This is a genomic window from Saccharopolyspora spinosa NRRL 18395 (assembly GCF_000194155.1).
GTDB classification, from domain to species: domain Bacteria; phylum Actinomycetota; class Actinomycetes; order Mycobacteriales; family Pseudonocardiaceae; genus Saccharopolyspora; species Saccharopolyspora spinosa.
In genome coordinates this window covers 1009048-1029043 of record NZ_GL877878.1, presented here as the reverse complement: position 1 = coordinate 1029043, position 19996 = coordinate 1009048, and the positions used below count along the sequence as shown (strand labels likewise).

Below are 19996 nucleotides of genomic sequence, written 5' to 3'. Positions count from 1 at the left end.
TCGTAGACACTACACGCTCGGCAGCGATCATGTCGTGTTGGTTTGCCCTGTGTGTCGCACGATCGAGCGAACTTCGCCAACGGCCGCCGGGACCACTCGCCGGTTCCGACGTTTCGCGATGGGCTCAGGAGAAAGAGCAAGGGCACCGCCGGGCGAATCTATCGCTCGAAGGTGCCCTTGAACTGGTGAATCCGGCGGTCAGTTGCCGGGCCCGGACCAGAAGAGCTCGTCCAGGTTCGGGGCCTTCTCGACGGCTCCGAACCTGACCGCGTAGGTCGCGTACTCTTGGGCGCTGGCGCGGTCGAGGCCCTGCGGGTAGGTCGGCAGGTTCGCGGTCGACACGATCTCCGGGTTGAACTTCAGGTTCGTCACGACCGCTTCGCGCGCCTTGTCGGGGTGCTCGGTGGCGAACCGGTTCGCCTCGTCCAGGGCGTCCGAGAATGCCTTGACGACCTCCGGGTTCTGCTTCGCGAACGCGCCGCTGGTGAGGTAGTAGCCCAGCGTCGCCTCGGGGCGGGCCTCGACGAAGTTGGAGATCAGCGGGGTGAACCCGGCGGCGAGGGCGGCCTGCACGTTCGGCTCGACCTGCCAGATGGCGTCCACGTCACCGCGCTTGAGCGCGTCGTTCATGTCCGAGTACGGCATCGGGGTGAACCGGATGCCGGAGACGTCCACGCCGCGCTTCTCCAGCGCCATTTTGATGCTCACCTCGCCGATGTTGTGCAGCGAGTTGACCGCGAGGTTGGCGTGGGCCAGGTCGTCGACCGAGCGGATCGGGCCGTCCGGCTTGACCAGCACCCGCGAGACGTCCTTGGCCGGGTCCGAGCCGGTGCCGCAGCAGTTGTGGATCAGCTTGATGTCCAGCCCCTGCTCGGCGGCCTGGAAGTCGCTGATCACGTTGGCGTAGCCGATCTGGTTCTCCTGCTTGATCGCCGCCGGGATCAGCGCGGCACCGCTGTCGGCGACGTGCACCGACACGTCGAGCCCGTGCTTGGCGAAGATGCCTTCGCTCACGCCCAGGTACAGCGGTGCGGCGTCGATCGTCGGGATGATGCCGACGCGCAGCGCGGTGCGGCCGTCGGCGGACTTGGTGAGTTCCGGCCCGCCGCAAGCGGCCAGCGCAGTCACCGCGAACAACGCGACCAGCGCCGCCAAGATCCTTGGAATTCCCCGCATGTTTCCTCTCCAACCTAGTGCGCGGACGCGGGCTCGGTGCTGTTGACCATCACCCTGATCCGGCTGAACACGTGCGCCCGCAGGCGGGCGAACTCCGGTAGCTCCTTGGTGCCGATCTGGTCCCGTTCGGCGGGCAGGTCGATCGGCACGATCTCGTCGATGCGGCTGGGGGAACGGCTCAAGATCGCCACCCGGTCGCTGAGGTAGACCGCCTCGTCCACGTCGTGGGTGACGAACACCAGCGCCAGGTCGGTTTCGTCGCGCACCCGCAGCAGCAGGTCTTCGAGGTCGGCGCGAGTCTGCGCGTCGACCGAGGCGAACGGCTCGTCCATGATCAGCACCTGCGGCCGGTAGGCGATCGCGCGGGCGATCGCCACCCGCTGCTGCATGCCCCCGGAGAGCTGCCACGGGTACTTCGACCCCGCCTCGGCGAGGCCGACCTGCGCCAGCGCGGTGTCGACGCGCTGGCGCCGTTCGGCGGCGGACAGCCCGAGGTTGCGCAGCGGCAGTTCGACGTTGCGCCGCACCGTGAACCACGCCATCAGCGAGCGCGCGTAGTCCTGGAACACCACCGCGAACTCCGGTGGCGGACCGGTGACCTCCTTGCCGTTGAAGCGCACGCTGCCTTCGGTGGGCTTGGCCAGCCCGGTGAGGCAGCGCAGCACGGTCGTCTTGCCCGCGCCGGATGGGCCGACGATGGTGAAGAACTCCCGCTCGCCGACGGTGAAGCTGACGTCGTCGACGACCCGCGCGGTTCCGGTGCGGGTGGGGAATTCCTTGGCAATGTTGGTTACTTCGAGCATGTCGTCCTCACCGGTGTCCGAAGTGCAGCGTTGCTCATAGCGCCCGCTCCGCGCGTTTCTCCCAGGGCAGGAGCAGTTTCTCGGCCAGACCGAACAGCCAGGTCAGGGCGAAGCCGAGCACCCCGAGCAGCAGCACCCCGGACCACATGTCGGTGATCCGGAAGGTGTTCTGCGCGTCGACGATGACGAACCCGATGCCCTGGTGGCTGCCGACCATCTCGCTGGTGACCGTCAGGATCAGGCTCAGCGGGATGGCGACCCGGATGCCGCTGGCGATGCGCGGGGCGGCCGAGGGCAGCACGATGTTCAGCTGCCTGCGCACGCCGGTGATGCCGTAGACGCTGGCGGTGTCGCGCAGCGTGGGCTCCAGCGAACGCGTGCCGTCCAGCGCGTTGAGCAGCACCGGCCACACGCAGCCCAGCGCGATCAGGAACACCTTCATCTCGGTGCCCAGCCCGAACAGCATCATCGCGAACGGCAGCAGCGCGGTGGCCGGGATGGCGCGGACGAACTCGATGCTCGGCGACAGCGCCCGGTGCAGCAGCGGGACCTGGCCGAGCGCCACGCCGACCACGATGCCCAGCACGACGCCGATCGCGAGCCCGCTGAGCAGGTTGCCGATGCTGGCGGCGATGTCGGCCCGTCCTTCGGCGGACAGCCAGTGTTCCCAGGCGGTTTCGAGGATCCGGCTCAGCGGCGGGAAGTAGACGCTGGTGGAGTTCTCGGTTGCCAGCCACCAGATCGCCACGGTGGCGACGGCACCGACCACGCCGAGCAATGCGGACAGGGTTCGTCGGTTCATCGCGAGCCCCGATTCGCCGCATCCCGGTTCGCATCGTCCCGGTTCGCCGCGTCCCAGTGCAGCAGCCGCCGCTCCCCCGCGGTCAGCCCGATGTTGATCAGCCAGCCGAGCAGCCCGGTGACGATGATGTAGGCGTACATCAGGTCGGGCGAGCCGCCGGCCCGGGTGAGGCTGATCTGCGCGCCCAGGCCCGGGACGCCGATGAGGATCTCCGTCGTGACGACCAGGATCAGCGAGGTCGCCGAGGCGACCCGGATGCCGGTCATCAGGTACGGCAGCGCCGAGGGCAGCGCCACCCAGCGCAGCGTTTGCACTCTGGTCAGCCCGTAGCAGCGGGCGGTTTCCGCGGTGACCCGGTCAACCGCTCCCGCGCCCGCCGTGGTGGCGACCAGCAGCTGCCAGAACGCGGCGAAGGTCGCCAGGAACAGCTCGCTCTGCTTGCCCGTGCCCAGCGCGAGCACCACCAGCGGGATCAGCGCCACCGACGGGACGGGGCGGAGGAACTCCACGATCGGTCGGGTCAGCCCGCGCACCCACCACACCGTGCCCAGCAGCAACCCGAGCGGCACGGCGAGCGCGGTCGCCAGCAGCAGCGCCACGAACCAGCCCTGCAGCGTCTGGCCCACTTGGGTCCACAGCTGCGCCCCGGCCAGCTCCGGCAGCAGCGCCGCCCCGATCTGGCTGACCGGCGGGAAGTAGTCCGCCGGGAGCACCCCGGTGCGTGTGAGGACCTCCTCCAGCACCAGCAGGATCACGACGGTGCCCGCGGCCAGCTGCCAGCCCGGCCGGGCGGTTCGGGCGGCGTGCACGGCGGTCATGACGATCCCCCGCGCCGTTCGGTCGCGTGCAGGCTGCGGGCGAACTCGGCCACCCGGATCTGCCGCACCCTGGTGAGGTGGTCGGCCATGATCTCGCGTGCCCGGGCCGGGTCGCGGTCGCGCAGCGCGGCTACCAGTTCGTGGTGCTGCTGCTGGCCTTTCGAGATCTCCGCCAAGTCGTGCACCTTCATCAGCGGGTTGTAGATCTTCTGCACGTCCATCAGCTGGTTGATCATCCGGATCAGCGTCCGGTTGCGGCTGCCGGCGCGCAGCGCCTCGTGCCAGCGCACGTTCGCGGCGAGGATCTCGTCGCCGATGGCGGTCTGCTTGTCGGTGTCGCCGTTGTCGATCGCGGTGCTCAGCGTCGCAATCAGCTCGTCGAGCTGCTCGGTGAGCTGCTCGAGGTGGGCCAGCCGGAAGTCGTCGCAGTCGGTGGCTGCCTTCTCCACGGCGGTGCACTCGAGCAGGATCCGGACGTCGAAGACCTCGATGATCTCCTCCGGGCTAAGCTCGTCCACGACGTAGCCGCGCTTCTGCTTGGTGATCAGGCCTTCCTGCGCCAGCCGCGCCAGCGCCTCCCGGACCGGTGTGCGGGACACGCCGAAGCGGGCCGCCAGCGCGGTTTCCAGCAGCAGCGTGCCCGGTTTGAGCTGCTGCTCCAGGATCAGCCTGCGGAGGTTGGCGTACTGTTCGGCGGCAGCGTCAGCGGTGCTCATGTCGCCCCTTCCCCGAGCAGTTCGGCCGCGCGACTGGTCAGCGCGTTGCGGTCGATCTTGTTGGTCGACGACAGCGGGAGCTCGTCGACGATCCAGACCTGGCGCGGGTGCGCGTACGGTTCGGCGTTTTCCAGCACGTGTTTGCGCAGTTCGTCGGGGCTGGCCTGGGCCGCTGGGCGGAGGCTGACGAACGCGACGGGTTTGCGGCCCTTGATCTCGTCCGGCACCCCGATCACCGCGGCTTGGCGGACGGCGGCGTGCGATTCGAGGATCTCCTCCACCGCCGCCGGGTAGACGTTCTCGCCGCCGCTGGTGAACATGTCGTCCTCGCGGCCGGTGAAGAAGTAGAACCCGTTGCCGTCGATGCGGAAGACGTCCTTCGTATGGTAGAAGCCGTCCGCGGTCACCGGGCTGGCCAGGTCGGGCCGCCGGTGGTAGCCGGTCATCAGCGCCGGGCAGCGGATCTCCAGCACGCCCTCGCCAGCGACGGCCGTGCCGGTCGAATCCACCAGCCGCAGCTCGACGTTGGGATCGGCCACGCCGACCGAGCCGTCCGGGGTGGGCAGGCCGTCCGGGTGGTCGGTGAACGCAACAGGGCCGGATTCCGTCGTCCCGTAGCCGAAGTGCAGCTCCGCACGCGGGAACAGGGCTCGCACGTCGTGGAAAAGCGCCTGCGAGGCGGGCGCGGATCCCATGAACACGTCGATGACGCTGCTGGTGTCCACAGTGGCCACGAGGTCGTCCTCGCGGAGCAGCAGCGCGAACATCGGCGGCACGCCGGTCACCCGGGTCACCCGGTGCTCCCCCACCGCCTGGAGGAACTGCCGCGCGGAGAACTTGGGCAGCAGCACCACGGTCGCGCCGACGCCGAACGCCTGCTGGCAGTTGGCCAGGGCATTCATGTGGTACAGCGGCGCGGCCACCAGGTAGCGGGCATCGGTGGGACCGGGGGTGCTCGCCCGCAGGCCCAGCACCCACAGGTGGCTGCGCTGGGAGAGCACGACGCCCTTCGGGCGACCGGTGGACCCGGACGTGTAGAGGATCATCGCCGGGTCTCCGGGATCGGGCACGACCGAGGCGAACTTCCCGTCGATGCGGGGCGTCCGCTCGATCAGGCCGTCGAGGTCCCACACCTCGACACCGGTGCCCGCGACGAGTTCGCCGCCGCGCGCGTCCGCGAAAACGGCCTGCGCACCGGCGTTCTCCAGCACGTACGCCACACCGTCCCGGGGCAGTTTGTAGCTGATTGGAACCGGCACCAGCCCGGCGCGTTGCAGCGCGTAGAACGCCACCAGCCACTCCGGGGTGTTCTCGCCGACGATGCCCACCGCGTCGCCCCGGCTCAGGTCCTGCCCCGACGTCCAGGCGGCGACCGCGTCGACGGCTGCGTCGAACTCGCGGTAGGTCACCTGGTGGGCACCGCTGTCGGTCACCGCGATGATGGCCAGCGAGTCCGGGCGGTCGCCGGTGACGACGTCGCCCTGGTTGCGGTGTTCGGAGTTGCTCATGTTCCTGTCCTCACTGCGCCACGGCGGACAGGAACGTGCCCCTGCCGATGGCGACGGTCTTGCCGTCCTGGTCGAGCACCTCGGCCTCGGCCACCGAAACCTGCCGGCCGGGCCGGATCAGCCGGCCGATCACCCGCAGGTCGCCGGGCAGCGCCGCGCGCAGGTAGTTGACGGTCAGGTCCACTGTGGGCACTCCGCGGCCGGTGGTGCCGGTCAGCGCCCAGTCGGCGGCGAGATCCAGCAGCGATGCCAGGATTCCGCCGTGCGTGGCGCGACTTTCGGGGTTGCCGATCCACTCCTCGCGCCAGCTCGCGGTCAGCTCGATGCGGTCCTTGGTCAGCTCGACGACCCGCAGGTCCAGCCACCGGTGGTAGGGGGCGGCCCGCAGCAGTTCTTCGACGTCGGAAGCGGTCAGCCCGGCCATCACTCGTCGCCCCACGGGTCGACGACGATCTTGCCGATGAACTTGCGGTCCTCCAGCCGGGCCAGGCCCTCGCGGGCCCGCGACAGCGGCAGCACCTGGTCGATCAGCGGCTCGTAGTCGCCGACCGCGACGCCGGCCAGCAGCGCGCGGAAGTCGTCGCCGGTGAAGCCGTTGGAGCCGATCACCTGGATCTCGAAGCTCCAGATGTAGCGCAGGTCCTCGGTCGGGTCGTAGCCCGCCGTCGCGCCGCAGACCAGGATCTTGCCGCCGAGCTTCACGCAGCGCAGCGTCGGCGCCCAGGTGTCCCCGCCGGTGTAGTTGATCACCACGTCGACGCCGGTGTCGTAGCTGTGGCGCTGCGGCTTGCCGTGGTGCTTCTTGACGTAGTCAAGGAAGTTCTCGGTCTTGTAGTTGACTACCTCGTCCGCGCCGATCGCCTTGAGTTTCTCGCCCTTGTCGTCGTCGCCGACGGCGGCGATCACATGCGCGCCGAGCTTCTTGCAGAGGATCACCGAGGCGGTGCCGACGCCGCCGGAGGCGCCGAGGATCAGCACCTTGTCACCGGCCTTGACGGTCTCCTTCGTGACGATCATCCGGTGCGCGGTGCCGTAGGCCACCGGCAGCGCCGCAGCCTGGGCGTACTCGACCTCCTTCGGCAGCGGGATCAGCTGCTCGGCCGACACCAGCGCGTACTGCGCGAGGCCGCCGTCGAGCGTCTCGCCCATCAGGCCCCGCTCCGGGTGGATCGGGTGCACCAGCACGCGGTCCCCGAACGACCAGCCGGTCACGCCCTCGCCCAGTTCGACGACGTCACCCGCCAGGTCCAGGCCGATTACCACCGGGAACGGGATCTTGATGCCCGGCATGCCGCGGGTGGTGAAGATGTCGTGGTAGTTGAACGACGTCGCCCGCACCTTGATCACGACGTGGCCGGGGGTGGCGGTGGGCTTCGGGTAGTCGTCGCGCAGGCGGAGCCGGTCGAGGTCGCCGTGGCCTTCCAGGACCAGTGCGCGCATCGTGTCGGTCATCGGTGGTGCTTCCCCGTCCGTGTTCGGTTTTCATGGCTGTTCAGCGGAATTCGACGAGCCCGTGCTCGCCGGAGACGGTGAGGGCGAGCCCGGCGGGACCGGTGTCCAGCCGCAGCGAGGTCCCGATCGCCCGCAACACCGGGCGCACCGCACCGGGGTCCGGGTAGCTGCCGGTGAACGACACCAGCTCCACCGCCGGCAGGCCGACGGCTGGCGAGGTCGTGGTGCCCCAGTCGATGAGGAAGGGGACGACGCCGTCCGGCAGCCCGTTCGGCTCGGTGAGGCGCCATTCGAGCAGCTCGCCCGAGGTCGTGCGGCGTTGCCCGGGGCCGACGGGGCCGATGTGCGCCGCGGCGGCGTATATGTCGGCGGGGTGCACGGCCCAGGCCGCGACGCGGGGTTCGCGCAGGGCCGCCAGGCCGAAGGTGAGGGCGTCGTCGCCGACCGTGCGGTCCGGGTCCGGGCCGATGATCTCCAGGTAGCTGTCGGCTCCGAGGCTGACCAGGTAGTTGCGGGTGCCGCGGTCGGGGTGCGCGCCGCCCGGGGCGGGCCGCACGCCGGTGCGGGCGGCGAAGTCGGCGACCGTCTCGTCCAGCGTCGGGGTCGCGATCACCACGTGGTCAAGTCGCGGCGGGATCGCCGGTGTCTCCTGCTCGCCCATCGGTCCGTCCTCCGCTCCGGGTTCGTCGCTGCAATCCTCGATCGCGAATGTGTACACGTCAAAGGTTTATGTATACGTTCCACGATGTGAACGTCGCCAACGTCGGATGCGAACTAATCCACTGGTCAGAGCAATGAGAAACGGCTCCCGCCAGATGGCGGGAGCCGTGTACTCGCGGTGTTCGGGGCGTTACTCGAAGCGAGAGGTGTCACCCGCGCCGCGGCGGATGATCTCCGGCTCGAGGCCGGAGAAGTCGATGACGGTGGTGGGCTCGGTGCCGCATTCGCCGGAGTCGATCACGGCGTCCAGGACGTGGTCGAGCTCGTCCTTGATCTGCCAGCCCTGGGTCATCGGCTCCTCCTCGCCGGGCAGCAATAGCGTGCTGGACAGCATCGGCTCGCCGAGCTCGGCCAGCAGCGCCTGCACGACGACGTGGTCCGGGATGCGCACGCCCACGGTCTTCTTCTTCGGGTGCATCAACCTGCGTGGCACTTCTTTGGTGGCGGGCAGGATGAACGTGTAGCTGCCCGGTGTCGACGCCTTGATCGCTCGGAACACCGCGTTGTTGATGATCACGAACTGCCCCAGCTGCGCGAAGTTCTGGCACACCAGGGTGAAGTGGTGGCGGTCGTCGAGGTGCCGGATGGACCGGATCCGTTCTATGCCGTCCTTGTTGCCCAGCTGGGCACCGAGCGCGAAGCACGAGTCCGTCGGGTACGCGATGAGCCCGTTGTCGCGGACGATGTCCACCACCTGGTTGATCGCGCGCCGCTGCGGGTTCTCCGGATGCACGTCGAAGTACTTCGCCATGCACCGAGCTTAGGATCACCCGCAAGTCGGGGACCACCGGCATGGCGGAGTCGATTGACCAGCGGGAATACGACGTCGACGCGGTTCGCCGGCCCACGGCCGGCTAGAGAGGCTCGCGGCGAGTTCGCCAGGATCCGGGCTGGGTAAGCGGAACTCGTGCGTGCGCCTTCGCCGGGATGCCCGCGCTTCAACGGCGATGCCGAGGCCGTCGTGACCCTGCCCGGTGCCGACTCCGGCGCTTTCTTCGGATCCTCCGGCGACGTGGTGATGTCGCGGATTCGCTCCGGCGAATTCCGGGCGCTCACCGTGGGTTCCGCGCAGCGCCTCAGCGCCAGCCGTACCTGCCGGACACACCGACGTTCACCGAACTCGGCTTCGCGGGGCTGACGCTGAGCGCCTCGACGTACGGCCTCATCGCGCCCGACGGCACGCCGCCGGAGATCACCAAGCGGCTTGAAGATGCCGCCGTCCGAGGTCGGCTAACGGTTCCGCGCAGGGCGTCGCCGATGCCAGCGGCGCTGCGCGCCGCCCGATCGGCTGACGCGCGGGGCAGCCACCCAGCCGTCGAGTGTTGCCGGTTACCGATCAGTAGTATCGTTATGTGACCGACATCACCAAGACTCGAACCGTTGGGGGCATCGATGACCACAGTGGACAGAAGTCGCGAGGTTCGGGTCGACGCCGCGCAGGCCCGGCAAGTGGCCGAGGAGGCCCGCGAATCCCGCTGGGACCGGCCAAGCTTCGGCAAGGAGCTGTTCCTCGGCAGGCTGCGGCTCGACCTGATCGACCCGATGCCCGAGGGCCAGAGCTCACCCGAGGGTGCGGCGTTCCTCGAACGGTTGCGGGAGTTCTGCGAGGCGGAGGTCGACGGACGCCAGATCGAACGGGACGCCCGGATCCCAGACGAGGTCATCAACGGCCTGAAGGACATCGGCGCCTTCGGCATCAAGATTCCCGCGGAGTACGGGGGCCTGGGACTGCCGGCGGTCTACTACCACCGGGCGCTAATGCTCGTCGCCACGGCCAACCCGTCGATCGGCGCGCTGCTGTCCGCGCACCAGTCCATCGGCGTGCCGCAGCCGGTGAAGATGTTCGGCACCGCCGAGCAGAAGCGGCAGTTCCTGCCGCGCTGCGTCCGCGAGATCACCGCGTTCCTGCTCACCGAGCCCGACGTGGGCAGCGATCCGGCGCGACTGGCCACCAGCGCGGTGCCCAGCGCGGACGGCCGGAGCTACACGCTCAACGGGGTCAAGCTCTGGACGACCAACGGCGTGCTCGCCGACCTGCTGGTGGTGATGGCGCGGGTGCCGCGCTCTGAGGGGCATCGCGGGGGCGTGACGGCATTCGTCGTCGAAGGCGACGCCGACGGCATCACCGTGGAGAACCGCAATTCGTTCCTCGGGCTGCGCGGCATCGAGAACGGCGTGACCCGGCTCCACGACGTCGTGGTACCCGCGGAGAACCGGATCGGCCGCGAGGGCGATGGCCTGAAGATCGCGCTGACCACGCTGAACACCGGGCGCCTGTCGCTGCCCGCGATGTGCGCCGCCGCCGCGAAGTGGTGCCTGCTGATCGCCCGCGAGTGGTCGGCGCAGCGGGTCCAGTGGGGTAGGCCGATCGGCGAGCACGAAGCGATCTCCGACAAGGTCTCCTTCATCGCAGCCACGGCTTTCGCCCTGGAGGCCGTGCTCGAACTCTCCGGCCGGCTGGCCGACGCCGACCGGCACGATATCCGCATCGAAGCGGCCCTGGCCAAGCTCTACGCCTCGGAAATGTCCTGGCTGGTCGTCGACGAACTGGTGCAGATCCGCGGCGGGCGCGGCTACGAGACGGCCGACTCGCTGGCCGCGCGGGGCGAGCGCGGGGTGCCCGCCGAGCAGCTCCTGCGCGACCTGCGGATCAACCGGATCTTCGAGGGCTCCAGCGAGATCATGAAGCTGCTGATCGCCCGCGAAGCGGTCGACGCCCACCTGTCGGTGGCGGGCGACATCATCGACCCGAAGGCAGACCTCTCCCGCAAGGCGCGCGCGGCCGCCCGCGCCGGTGGCTTCTACGCTCGTTGGCTGCCGACGCTGGTGGCTGGCAAGGGGCAGCTGCCGGGCGGTTTTGGCGAATACGGGCCGCTGGCCGAGCACCTGCGGTTCGTGGAGCGGGCCAGCCGGCGGATCGCGCGCCAGACCTTCTACGGGATGTCGCGCTGGCAGGGCAAGCTGGAGCACCGGCAGCTGTTCCTCGGCCGCATCGTCGACATCGGCGCGGAGCTCTACGCGATGAGCGCCAGCTGCGTCCATGCCCGCTCGGCAGGCCAGGACCCGTCGGCGGTGGAGCTGGCCGACGCGTTCTGCCGCCAGGCTCGCCGCCGCGTCGAGACGCTGTTCCGGCAGCTCTGGCACAACACCGACGCCGCCGACCGGGGCCTCGCGCGGAAGGTGCTGGACGGCCGCTACTCGTGGCTGGAGGAGGGCATCCTGGACGCCTCTTCGGACGGCCCGTGGATCGCGGAATCAACACCGGGACCGTCACAGCACGATAACGTCCGCCGGACCGTGCCGCGCATTTGAAAATCCACTGTGGACCGATTTCCGGGAACCGCACCGCCTGCCGCACGAACGCGCCTATTGACCACGAATCACTTCGGATGCCACCGCACCCCCGGCAGAAGCGCGACCAGTGGGTTCACCGATCTAGTGAACCCACTGGTCATAGCTCGATCGAGGCCACGGGTTTCAAGCGGTGCGCGGCCAACAAGCACTAATCGAGCAGCGGCTTCTTGGCGGTCTCGGACACGTAGAAGGAAGCGATCAAGGAGGGAAGGATCGTGATCATCAGGTAGAACCCGGGCGCTAGAGGACTTCCGGTCGCTGTGGTCAGGTAGGTGGAGACGTAGGGCGCGGTACCACCGAACAGCGCGGCGAGGAGACCTAACGTGGCCGCCGACGCGGTGAACCGGACGTTGGTGTGGAATCGCTCGAGGGCAGGCGTGAGGTTGTTCGCTTGCGCTGCGGCCGTGGGGATGGCGAGCAAGGTCAGGCCGCCGATCGCCAATGCCAGCTCGCCGCTGTTGAGAAGGACGAACGCCGGGTAAGTCAGCAGGATGAACGCGCCTGTGGTGAAGCGGAGCAGCATCCGCCGTCCGATCAGGTCGGAAAGCTTCCCGAAGATCGGAACACTGATCAGCTGGATGACTCCGGCAACCGCGATAATGGATAGAGAGGTCGCAGTGTCGAACTTCATCTCGCTTTTAAGGTAGGTCGGCATGAACGTCAGCAGCAAATAGAAGCTGACAAGGACCGGCATGTAGTAAGCAGCTGCGAAACCCATCTCCTTGAGGTTGCCGGCACCGCGCATGGCGGTGACCAACGGGTTGCGAGCTTCTCTCCCCTTTCGTTTGACCTCCTCGAAGCTCGGCGTCTCGTCCACCTTCAACCTGATGTACAGGCCTACAACGCCGATGGGCCCGGCGAGCAGGAACGGAATCCGCCATCCCCACGAATTCATCTCTTGCTCGGACAGCAGGCTGGACACAGCCGCGGAAACGAAGACGCCTGACAGGAGGGCGCCGGTCGTGGCGACCTGCAGCCAGCTAACGAGGAATCCACGGCGCTTGTTGGGAGCGTGTTCGGCGATGAAGATCGCTGCTCCAGCGATCTCGCCGCCCGCGGACAGCCCCTGCGCGAGTCGAAGCACCACGAGCAGGATCGGTGCCGCGATACCGATCGTGCGGTAGTCGGGTGTCAGCCCAATGAGCACCGTTGCAACCGAAATGGTAACAATGATTAAGGAAAGTGTGCGCCTTCGTCCGATACGGTCGCCGACTGGCCCCCAGACGAGCCCTCCGAGCGGTCGCGCGACGAAGGCGAGTGCGAACACCGCAAAGGTGCTCAGCAAGGCGATGGCCGGGGCGACATTGGGGAAAAATGTCTTGGCGATGATCGGGGCCATAGCCCCGTAGATCGCGAAATCGTAGTACTCCACGAAGGTGCCAGCTGTCGCCGACCCCACGACCTGTCGCAGCGAGCTGCCGCTTCCGGTGTCGCTGTCGACTTGGGAATGAGGGGAACTATCGAGATTCGGGGTTGTATTCATGACCTCTCCGGGGCATTGGTGGCACTCGAAACCATCGGCCGACCGATGTTTCCGAACGGATACGGTGCGTTGCGAAGAAACTACTTGACCTATTCATCGAGAATCGGCCACTGCGCTGCGAGCGGAGATCCTGTCGGCAAGTTATTCCTGCGGCGAAACAAGACTCGCCGCTATGCCGGTAAGAGAACGACAAAAGGCGACCGAGCGTGGAATCGGGGGCCAGCTTCTCGCCCTAACAGGTAGAAATAGAATCCGGTTTACTTGTCTCTGGAATCCTGGCGATGCGCGTTTCGTAGCTCTGGCGGACCCCTCGTTCGCCGCCACCCGCATCAAGGTCGAACGAAACGAGGTCGTCGGGCGAGTTGTACATCGTATCGATTAGCTGCGCATAGCGTCGCAGAACCTCTGCGCGGCGCAGTTTCATGCTGCGCGTCAGCTCCCCGTCCTCAGAGGACAATTCCTTCGGCATCAAGGCCAGCAGGGCGATGTTCTGGGTCTCCGTCTCGTGATCCGCGAGCCGATGCAGCTCGTCAGTAAGGAGCCGAATGACAGCCGATTCCTTGGCCAGCACGGCGTGGTCGGCTGAAACGGCATGGTCGGGATCAAGGTGGGAGGCCACCGCCGACGCGTTCAGCTGGACCAGCGCACCGATGCGCGGATCGTTGCCATGTCCGCCGATCAGTACGATGTTGCTGATGTAAGGGCTGCGCAGGGCGTTGATCTCGATGGGTTGTGGAGCGAAGCGGGTGCCATCGGGCAACCGCTTGATGTTGTCAACCCGGTCGTAGATGCGCAGGACCTGCCCGTCCCACTCGCCTGCGTCACCGCTGCGGATCCAGCCATCCGCGGTTAGGGAAAGGGAATGAAGATCGTCCCAGTATCCGGAACACGTTACACCACCAGAGATTTCGACCTCGTCGAGTGGCCCCACCCGCAGGGCGATGGGTTCATTGCCATAGGGCGAAGGGAGTGGATGTCCGACGTTGTCGAAGCCATCGCCGTCCCGGGTACCGGTCACGATGCCGACTTCAGCGAAGCCGTAGACGCTGCGAATGTTTAGTCCGATGTCGCTGAAGAACTCGAAAACCTCGGGGCTGAGCGAGCCGCCGGCACTGATGCCAGCCTTAACGTTGCCCAGTCCCAGCTCTTCGCGCACTTCAACGGCTTGCTCGCGCAAACGGACCGAATTCTCAAGGAGCTCCGCCGGCACTCGGGCCCGGATCTCCTCCCACTGTCGCGGCCCGAGGAATCGGAACCGCGCTTCCGCGGAAACGAAGTCGCGTTCGGCTGTGGCGGGGGACTCGGCGCAGGCGACGTTAAGCGGCAACGCTGCGGCAAGGGCCATTCCGCAGTACTGCTCGACCGAGAACGCGGCCGGCAGATAACTCAGGTAGCTATCGAAAGGATCAGCCTGGTAGAGGGTTTTGTACCGGTAGGCGATGTCGAGCACGTAGCGGTACGACCCGAGCACGCCCTTGGATTTGCCGGTCGTTCCCGATGTCAGAATGATGCAAGCGATATCGTCCAGGGTACAGCGGTCGATCCGGTCTTTGACTTCCCGGTCCGACCGCGAGCGGTATGCACGTCCCCGTTGGCGCAGCTCGGCGAACGTCACGACTCGATCGTCCGGGACGGGATCGGAGCACCATTGCACGACGGTGCGCAAGCCGATCTCGTCGGCGACCTGGAGCAGCCGCCGGGTTAGATCGGCTGAGCCCGCGAAGGCGACCGGCGCTTGGTACTCATCCAGCGTGTTGCGCATTTCCTCGACCGTCATCTGCTCGAACAGTGGAAATGAGGTCGCGCCAATGGCTTGCACCGCGTATTCGGAGACGAAGAACTCGGGCTCATTGCTGCCAAGGACGTAGGCGCATCGTGCGTCGCCGAATCCGAGGTCGAGCAACCCTGCCGCGAGTTCTGTCATCATCTCATCGACTTGCGACCAGCTCAGCGTTGCCCATTCGGTTGCTGTTCGGGTCCGGAATGCTGTGCGCTCCGGCCACCGTTGCGCGTTCCGGCGCACAAACTGCGGCACCGTCTGCACGTTCGCATCGTCGCCGGGATGAGCGAACGGGGCCAGGAGCGTCGGCGTCGCCGACTCGCTCGGCACAGTCATGATTGAGCTGCCCTTTCGTCTGATGTGGACACTGGAATCATTGGTTTTGGAAGGCTCTGCGGTCGCGAAGAAGCCCGGAACCGGATGGCAGTGAGTCGACGAAGCGGACGTCGCAGCGGATCCGCAGGGCGTCGGACACCGCAGCGGCGACCACCGGGACGTTGCCGCGATGAGCCCCCACGATGAGGACCTCGATGAGGTCGCGTCCTTCGGTGCGGTCGATGACGATGCAGTGTTCGTCTTCGATACCGAACTGGCCCAGCGTCCGTGTGACAAGCTGCGGGATAATGAACATGCCACGTACCTTCGTGATGTCGTTGGCACGTCCGATGATCCGCGGGATGCGGGGAGCCGGATTGCCGCAGGCGCACGGGTCCGTGATCAGCTCATCGATCAGGTCGCCGCTTCGCAGCCGGATGATCGGCATCGCCCTACGAGCGAAATCGGTGACCACGATCTCCGCCGGGTCGCCCTTTGCCGGCTCCTTGATGCCTCCGGTGGCTGGGTCGACGAACTCAATCAGCAGATCTCGACGCAGGTGCATGCCCTGGCCCAGTGCACATTCGTAGGCCACGGCACCGACATCGCCGACTCCGTAGAACTCGCGCGCCCACACGCCGTAACGCTCCTCGATTCGGGTCTTAGCGTCGGCGTCCCGTAGCTCGCCCATGATGACCGCTTTCCTCAGCCGATGCGGCCGGTCGCCCAGGACTTCCAGCAGGTGCTCGAGAAACGAGGGCATAGCCACGATCCCCGTGATTCCAGAGCGGCGGATGTGGTCGGCGTGCTGTTCGGTACCTCCTGGGCCGCCGGGAACCACGGCACAGCCCAGCGAGCGCAGGCCACGGTCGACCATGCTGGCTGCGATCACCCAGTTGTAGAGCAGCGTCTGGTCGACGATGTCCTCGTCTCCCAGGCCGCATGAACCGAGTGCCGCGCCGTATGCGGCTGCGACTCGGTCCATGTCTCCGGCCGTGTAGGGCATGTAGACCGGGCCGGGGGCCGCGAAGATCCACGCCAGCTCCGAGCAAGAGACCGAAAGGCGACCACCGAAGGGATCCTCATCGGTGACCGAGGCGATCAGGCGCTCCTTGTCCAGGAACGGGATCGTTTCCCAGGTCTGTGCCGTCACCTCTGCCGCGGAACGGTGCCACTCCGAGGCGTATGCGGATGTGGTGAGGGCGAGCCGCGCCATCTCCACGGCCCTGCACATGGTGTCCTCATTCGAGTGAGCCATATCCGCGAAACCTCCTGGCTGGTGGCGCCGTGGACACGGCCGCCCCGTTGCGATGTGAACCGTCGCGTGCATGTTAGGCACCTCACAAAACGACAGTCAACACTCTTGTTGAAAACTCTTCAACACACCTGTTGACGGCGGTTTGTTAGCCGCTCTACCTTGGGCTTCGACAAGAACGTCCCTCGTCGGAACGGGGTAGCAGTCATGACACGCGTCGTGCTGTGCGCCGAGGGCGCAGTGGAGCCGACCGCTGGAATCGAGCGCTACCTACACCGGTGGCCGCCGACCGCGGATGATCCGGTGCGGCTGCTTTTGGGTGTGCGGCGCACCCCTCTGCCTCGGTCCGTCGTGGAATCTCCACACGTGTCGTTCGCCTCCTTCGTGCCTGGCCGGGGGCTGCGGGCTGTGGGCGAGGTGGCGTACGAGCGTCTGTCATACCGCGAAATCTGCGGTCTGCTGCTCGACGGTGGACTCGACCTGGACGGCGTGGTGGTCGCGACCGGAGCGCAGGACGAGGCCGGGCGACGTCATCTCGTGGCGATCGACGGCTACTTGCAGCTGGCTGTGAACCGGGCGCGCCGAGTGGTGATCGAAGAGCACCCCACCGCGCCAGTTGTGGCCGGCAGTGCCTGGACGGAGCGCACCGACGACATCGTCCGCGTCCAGCCGGGACCCGCCACGTCGTTCGCCGCACTATCAGGCCAACCCGATCCGGTGAGCGCGGCGATAGCCGGCTATGTCGCTGGACTGCTACCGGACCGCGCGCACCTGGCGCTTGGCGTCGGCAGGGTCGCCGAGGCATTGGCGGAGATCCTTGCGGAGAGAGACGACTTGACTCTGGTCACGGGCGCGCTCACCGACGCGGCCAGGCGGCTCGATGCGGCCGGTGCACTCCTGCCCGATGCCTTGATCCAGGCCATGTCAGTGGTGGGCGACAGCGACCTTGTCGCCTGGGCCGCCACACACCCACGGGTGCGGCTCTCTCCGTCCACTGTGATCCATGATCCGGCTTGGCTGGGCCGGCACGACCGGCTGTTCACCGTGCTGGGTGCCCTGAACGTAGACACCGAGGGCAACGTTAACTCCGAGACGGCCGGCGCAAGGCTGGTCTCCGGTTTGGGCGGAGCTCCAGATCTCGCCCGGGGCGCAGCGCTAAGTCGCTGTGGCCAATGTGTCGTGGCTCTTCCGTCCAGGGATCGCGATGGCGCTTTGACCTTGCGCGCGACGGTGGAGGCTGTCTCGGTTCCCGGCCGGTTCGTGACTGCGGTGGTCACCGAGCGTGGCGTGGTCCGTCGTGAAGGCAATAGCGCCGGCTGGGAACGCCCGCTGCGCGAGATCTTCTGAGTCAACAGATCGGAGAAAACTGTCATGAATTCCTGGGGAACATGGGGCCAGGAAGACGAACGGGGAGCACTCAACCGCATCGACGCTGAGGCGACGTTGCGGGGTGTGGCGACGGTCCGAGACGGTAACGCCCTAACGCTGGCGATTCCGATCTCGGAGAAGTCCGTTCCATTTGCAGGCATGCGCACGCCACCCTTGCACATGATGGTTCGCGACGGGGGAGATTACGCTGCGGGGAAGGCCGAGACGGGCGGTTTCGGCTTCAGCGACGATTACCTGTTTGTGGCCTGCCACGGCACGACGCATCTCGACGCGCTGTCGCACGTGTGGCAGGACGGTCTGATGTGGAACGGCTTCTCTGCGAACGAGGTGACCAGCCGCGGCGCCCGTAGGTGCGGCATCGAGAAGACCGGCCCGATTGTCACGCGTGGGGTCTTCCTCGATTTCGCGAACTCCGGCAGCGATGTCTTCGGAATCGACGAGCTGACCGTGGCGCTCAACTCGGTTGGGATCACACTGCGTTCCGGCGACGCGTTGCTGATCCGTTCCGGCTGGTTGCGCCGCTGGCGCGAGGGCCACGCCAGCACCGACACGTGGCCCGGCCTCGGTGCCGAATGCGCCGAATGGCTCGACGAACAGGGCGTGAGCCTAGTCGGCGCGGACAACATTGCGGTGGAGCCATTTCCGTCCGGAGTCGACGAGGTTCAAGTTCCCCTGCATATCGCGTTGATGCGCGATCGAGGAGTGCATTTCATGGAGTTGCTCGATTTGGAGAAACTCGCCGAATCGGGGCGGCACGAGTTCCTTCTAGTCGTGTCACCACTGCCGATCGTTGGTGGCGTGGGCAGCCCAGTGGCACCGGTGGCCGTGCTGTGAGCGGCGCGAGGTCACGCACAGCCGTCATCTCGGGAATCGGGTCGGTAGCGCCCCTCCGGCAGTCCGGCCGCACCGCGCTCGACATGATCGCCGAGGCGGTCTGCGCTGCGCTGCGGGACGCAGACATCGATGCGGCGCGGGTGGGCGGAGTGGTCACCGAAGCGTCGATCACGCCTGGCATGGCGAAAGTGGCCGACGTGGCCGCCGCCACCGGGATGAGCGGACTCGCGATGACCGCTACCTCGAGCCCGACCGGCGCGGGCATCCTGCAAGCCGTCGGGGTGGCTGCGGCCGTGGTGGAGGCCGGGGTTGCCGATCACGTGGTGTCCTTCTTCGGGGTCGACTGGGGTAGCCGGCGATCGGGTGCAAACGACTACCACGCGGCGATGGACGCGAAGTCGGCGATCGAGCGGCCTGCCGGGTTCGCCGGTCCCCCGCTGTACTTCGCGACCGCGATCCGCCGGTATGCCTACACCTACGGCCTGCGAGACGACGAGGTCACTGACCTTCTCTCCGCCGTCGCGATGGCCGCTCGCGCCAACGGTCGGCTCCATCCAACGGCCCAGCAGACCAAGCCGCTGACTAGAGCGGACTACGACGGGAGCCCCTGGATCGCGACGCCGTTGCGGCGCGCCGATTGCTGCCTGCTCAGCGACGGCGCGGCCGCGGTCGTCGTATCCAACGCGGCGGCGGTCTCCGCCCGCGGTGGTCTCGCCGCAGTGCGCGCCTGGGCGTGGGCTCAGGACGAGTACGACGATGCCTCGTTCTACAGCCAAAGCGGGCTGCCCGAACTGGCTGCTGCCCGGGATGCGAGCGACCGTACGTTCACCAAAGCCGGTCTAAAACCACAAGATATCGACGTGGTCGAGTTATACGACTGCTTCACCCCTGCGACGGTGCTTCAGCTGGAAAGCGCTGGGTTCTGCCAACCGGGGCAAGCGCTCGGTCATGTCGCGGACAGGGCGTTGGAGGTAGGCGGGCGACATCCGGTGAACACCCACGGAGGCCTGCTCGCTCACGGTTACCTCCTCGGAGCCAATCACCTGGTCGAGGCGGTGGAGCAGATCCGCCATGAGGCTGGGCAGCGGCAGGTGAGCGACGCGGCACTGGCTTTCGTCGGCGCTGGCCCGGGGCGTCAGTACACCTCGCTCGTCCTCGAACGACAGGAGAACCGGGAATGAGCGATGCGTTGCGCGAATGGGTCGAAGGTCTGCACGACGGTGTCGTCCGGTTACCTCGCTGCACACGTTGCGCCACATGGAATTGGTACCCGCGGCCGGTGTGCCGCCGGTGCGGGGGGTCAGACGTGATCTGGCTGGAGGTCGGAAATGTGGGACACGTCCATACCTGGACCGAGGTGGTCCAGGCCGTCGACACCGTCGAGGGCCTCCGGACGCCGTATGTGGCGGCGCTGATCACTCCGATGGGAGCGCCGGACGCACGGATTCCGATGCTCGCCGCAGAATGTGCCCGGATTCCGGCTATAGGTGAAGAAGTGGCGTTCGAGGTGACCGATACCGCTGCCGGACGAACAATCACCTTTTGTCAACACACCCGTTGACGGTTGACCTGATGCTTCGTACAGTTCCAG

The 19996-nt window shown here is 67.1% G+C and carries 19 protein-coding genes and 1 pseudogene; 7 read left to right on the top strand and 13 right to left on the bottom strand.

Annotated elements, in window-relative coordinates; genetic code table 11:
* Positions 1–198: 198 nt before the first annotated feature.
* The 10 genes from SSPN_RS42510 to SSPN_RS0105040 all read right to left on the bottom strand — a co-directional run bounded on the left by SSPN_RS42510 (position 199) and on the right by SSPN_RS0105040 (position 8746).
* Entirely contained in the window at positions 199–1176 is a 978-nt protein-coding gene (locus SSPN_RS42510; RefSeq protein ID WP_044572585.1) for an ABC transporter substrate-binding protein, read from the bottom strand.
* Between the two features lie 14 nt (positions 1177–1190).
* Complete coding sequence (locus tag SSPN_RS0105080) at positions 1191–1979, bottom strand: ABC transporter ATP-binding protein (RefSeq protein ID WP_010692711.1); 789 nt, start codon at positions 1977–1979, stop codon at positions 1191–1193.
* A 34-nt stretch (positions 1980–2013) separates the two neighbouring features.
* A complete protein-coding gene (locus tag SSPN_RS0105075) occupies positions 2014–2781 on the bottom strand; it encodes an ABC transporter permease (protein ID WP_029534984.1) in 768 nt (255 codons plus the stop codon).
* Positions 2778–3599, bottom strand: a complete 822-nt coding sequence (locus SSPN_RS0105070; protein ID WP_010692709.1) for an ABC transporter permease — start codon at positions 3597–3599, stop codon at positions 2778–2780. The genes SSPN_RS0105075 and SSPN_RS0105070 overlap by 4 nt, the downstream gene beginning before the upstream one ends.
* A complete protein-coding gene (locus tag SSPN_RS0105065) occupies positions 3596–4315 on the bottom strand; it encodes a GntR family transcriptional regulator (RefSeq protein ID WP_010692708.1) in 720 nt (239 codons plus the stop codon). The genes SSPN_RS0105070 and SSPN_RS0105065 overlap by 4 nt, the downstream gene beginning before the upstream one ends.
* Positions 4312–5823, bottom strand: a complete 1512-nt coding sequence (locus SSPN_RS0105060) for a class I adenylate-forming enzyme family protein (protein WP_010692707.1) — start codon at positions 5821–5823, stop codon at positions 4312–4314. The genes SSPN_RS0105065 and SSPN_RS0105060 overlap by 4 nt, the downstream gene beginning before the upstream one ends.
* Before the next feature lie 10 nt (positions 5824–5833).
* The gene (locus tag SSPN_RS0105055) at positions 5834–6247 is read right to left on the bottom strand and encodes a PaaI family thioesterase (protein WP_010692706.1); all 414 of its coding nucleotides are present in this window, start codon (positions 6245–6247) and stop codon (positions 5834–5836) included.
* Entirely contained in the window at positions 6247–7275 is a 1029-nt protein-coding gene (locus SSPN_RS0105050) for a zinc-binding dehydrogenase (RefSeq protein ID WP_010692705.1), read from the bottom strand. Before SSPN_RS0105050 ends, SSPN_RS0105055 begins: the two co-directional genes overlap by 1 nt.
* A gap of 40 nt (positions 7276–7315) precedes the next feature.
* A complete protein-coding gene (locus SSPN_RS0105045) occupies positions 7316–7936 on the bottom strand; it encodes a VOC family protein (RefSeq protein ID WP_029534983.1) in 621 nt (206 codons plus the stop codon).
* A gap of 189 nt (positions 7937–8125) precedes the next feature.
* Positions 8126–8746, bottom strand: coding sequence for an L-threonylcarbamoyladenylate synthase (locus tag SSPN_RS0105040; protein ID WP_010692703.1), 621 nt, complete (start codon positions 8744–8746; stop codon positions 8126–8128).
* Between the two features lie 176 nt (positions 8747–8922).
* Between SSPN_RS0105040 and SSPN_RS62480 the strand changes: the two genes are divergently transcribed.
* Positions 8923–9351 (top strand): tripartite tricarboxylate transporter substrate-binding protein, encoded by a 429-nt coding sequence (locus SSPN_RS62480; protein ID WP_083821602.1) that lies wholly within the window; start codon positions 8923–8925, stop codon positions 9349–9351.
* Between the two features lie 36 nt (positions 9352–9387).
* Positions 9388–11307 carry an acyl-CoA dehydrogenase family protein gene (locus SSPN_RS0105030; RefSeq protein WP_029534982.1) on the top strand — a complete coding sequence of 640 codons (1920 nt, stop codon included), beginning with the start codon at positions 9388–9390 and terminating at the stop codon, positions 11305–11307.
* A gap of 190 nt (positions 11308–11497) precedes the next feature.
* Here the strand turns inward: SSPN_RS0105030 and SSPN_RS0105025 are convergent, their stop codons facing one another.
* The 3 genes from SSPN_RS0105025 to SSPN_RS0105015 form a co-directional block, all read right to left on the bottom strand.
* On the bottom strand, positions 11498–12832 hold the full coding sequence (locus tag SSPN_RS0105025; protein ID WP_029534981.1) for an MFS transporter: 1335 nt from the start codon (positions 12830–12832) through the stop codon (positions 11498–11500).
* Positions 12833–13064: 232 nt separating this feature from the next.
* The gene (locus tag SSPN_RS0105020) at positions 13065–14948 is read right to left on the bottom strand and encodes an AMP-binding protein (RefSeq protein WP_010692699.1); all 1884 of its coding nucleotides are present in this window, start codon (positions 14946–14948) and stop codon (positions 13065–13067) included.
* 37 nt (positions 14949–14985) lie between these two features.
* Positions 14986–16161 carry a phenylacetate--CoA ligase family protein gene (locus SSPN_RS0105015; protein WP_203218558.1) on the bottom strand — a complete coding sequence of 392 codons (1176 nt, stop codon included), beginning with the start codon at positions 16159–16161 and terminating at the stop codon, positions 14986–14988.
* A 228-nt stretch (positions 16162–16389) separates the two neighbouring features.
* On the opposite strand from SSPN_RS0105015, the gene SSPN_RS0105010 reads away from it, so the two are divergent.
* The 5 genes and pseudogenes from SSPN_RS0105010 to SSPN_RS50415 all read left to right on the top strand — a co-directional run bounded on the left by SSPN_RS0105010 (position 16390) and on the right by SSPN_RS50415 (position 19966).
* Complete coding sequence (locus tag SSPN_RS0105010) at positions 16390–17529, top strand: acetyl-CoA hydrolase/transferase C-terminal domain-containing protein (RefSeq protein ID WP_010692697.1); 1140 nt, start codon at positions 16390–16392, stop codon at positions 17527–17529.
* A gap of 24 nt (positions 17530–17553) precedes the next feature.
* Positions 17554–18405, top strand: coding sequence for a cyclase family protein (locus SSPN_RS0105005; RefSeq protein WP_010692696.1), 852 nt, complete (start codon positions 17554–17556; stop codon positions 18403–18405).
* Complete coding sequence (locus SSPN_RS0105000; protein WP_010692695.1) at positions 18402–19586, top strand: thiolase family protein; 1185 nt, start codon at positions 18402–18404, stop codon at positions 19584–19586. The genes SSPN_RS0105005 and SSPN_RS0105000 overlap by 4 nt, the downstream gene beginning before the upstream one ends.
* Positions 19583–19699, top strand: a pseudogene (locus SSPN_RS62475) (zinc ribbon domain-containing protein); the annotation flags it as partial. The gene SSPN_RS0105000 and the pseudogene SSPN_RS62475, both read left to right, overlap by 4 nt.
* Before the next feature lie 12 nt (positions 19700–19711).
* A complete protein-coding gene (locus SSPN_RS50415) occupies positions 19712–19966 on the top strand; it encodes a hypothetical protein (RefSeq protein ID WP_237710456.1) in 255 nt (84 codons plus the stop codon).
* Positions 19967–19996: the final 30 nt, after the last annotated feature.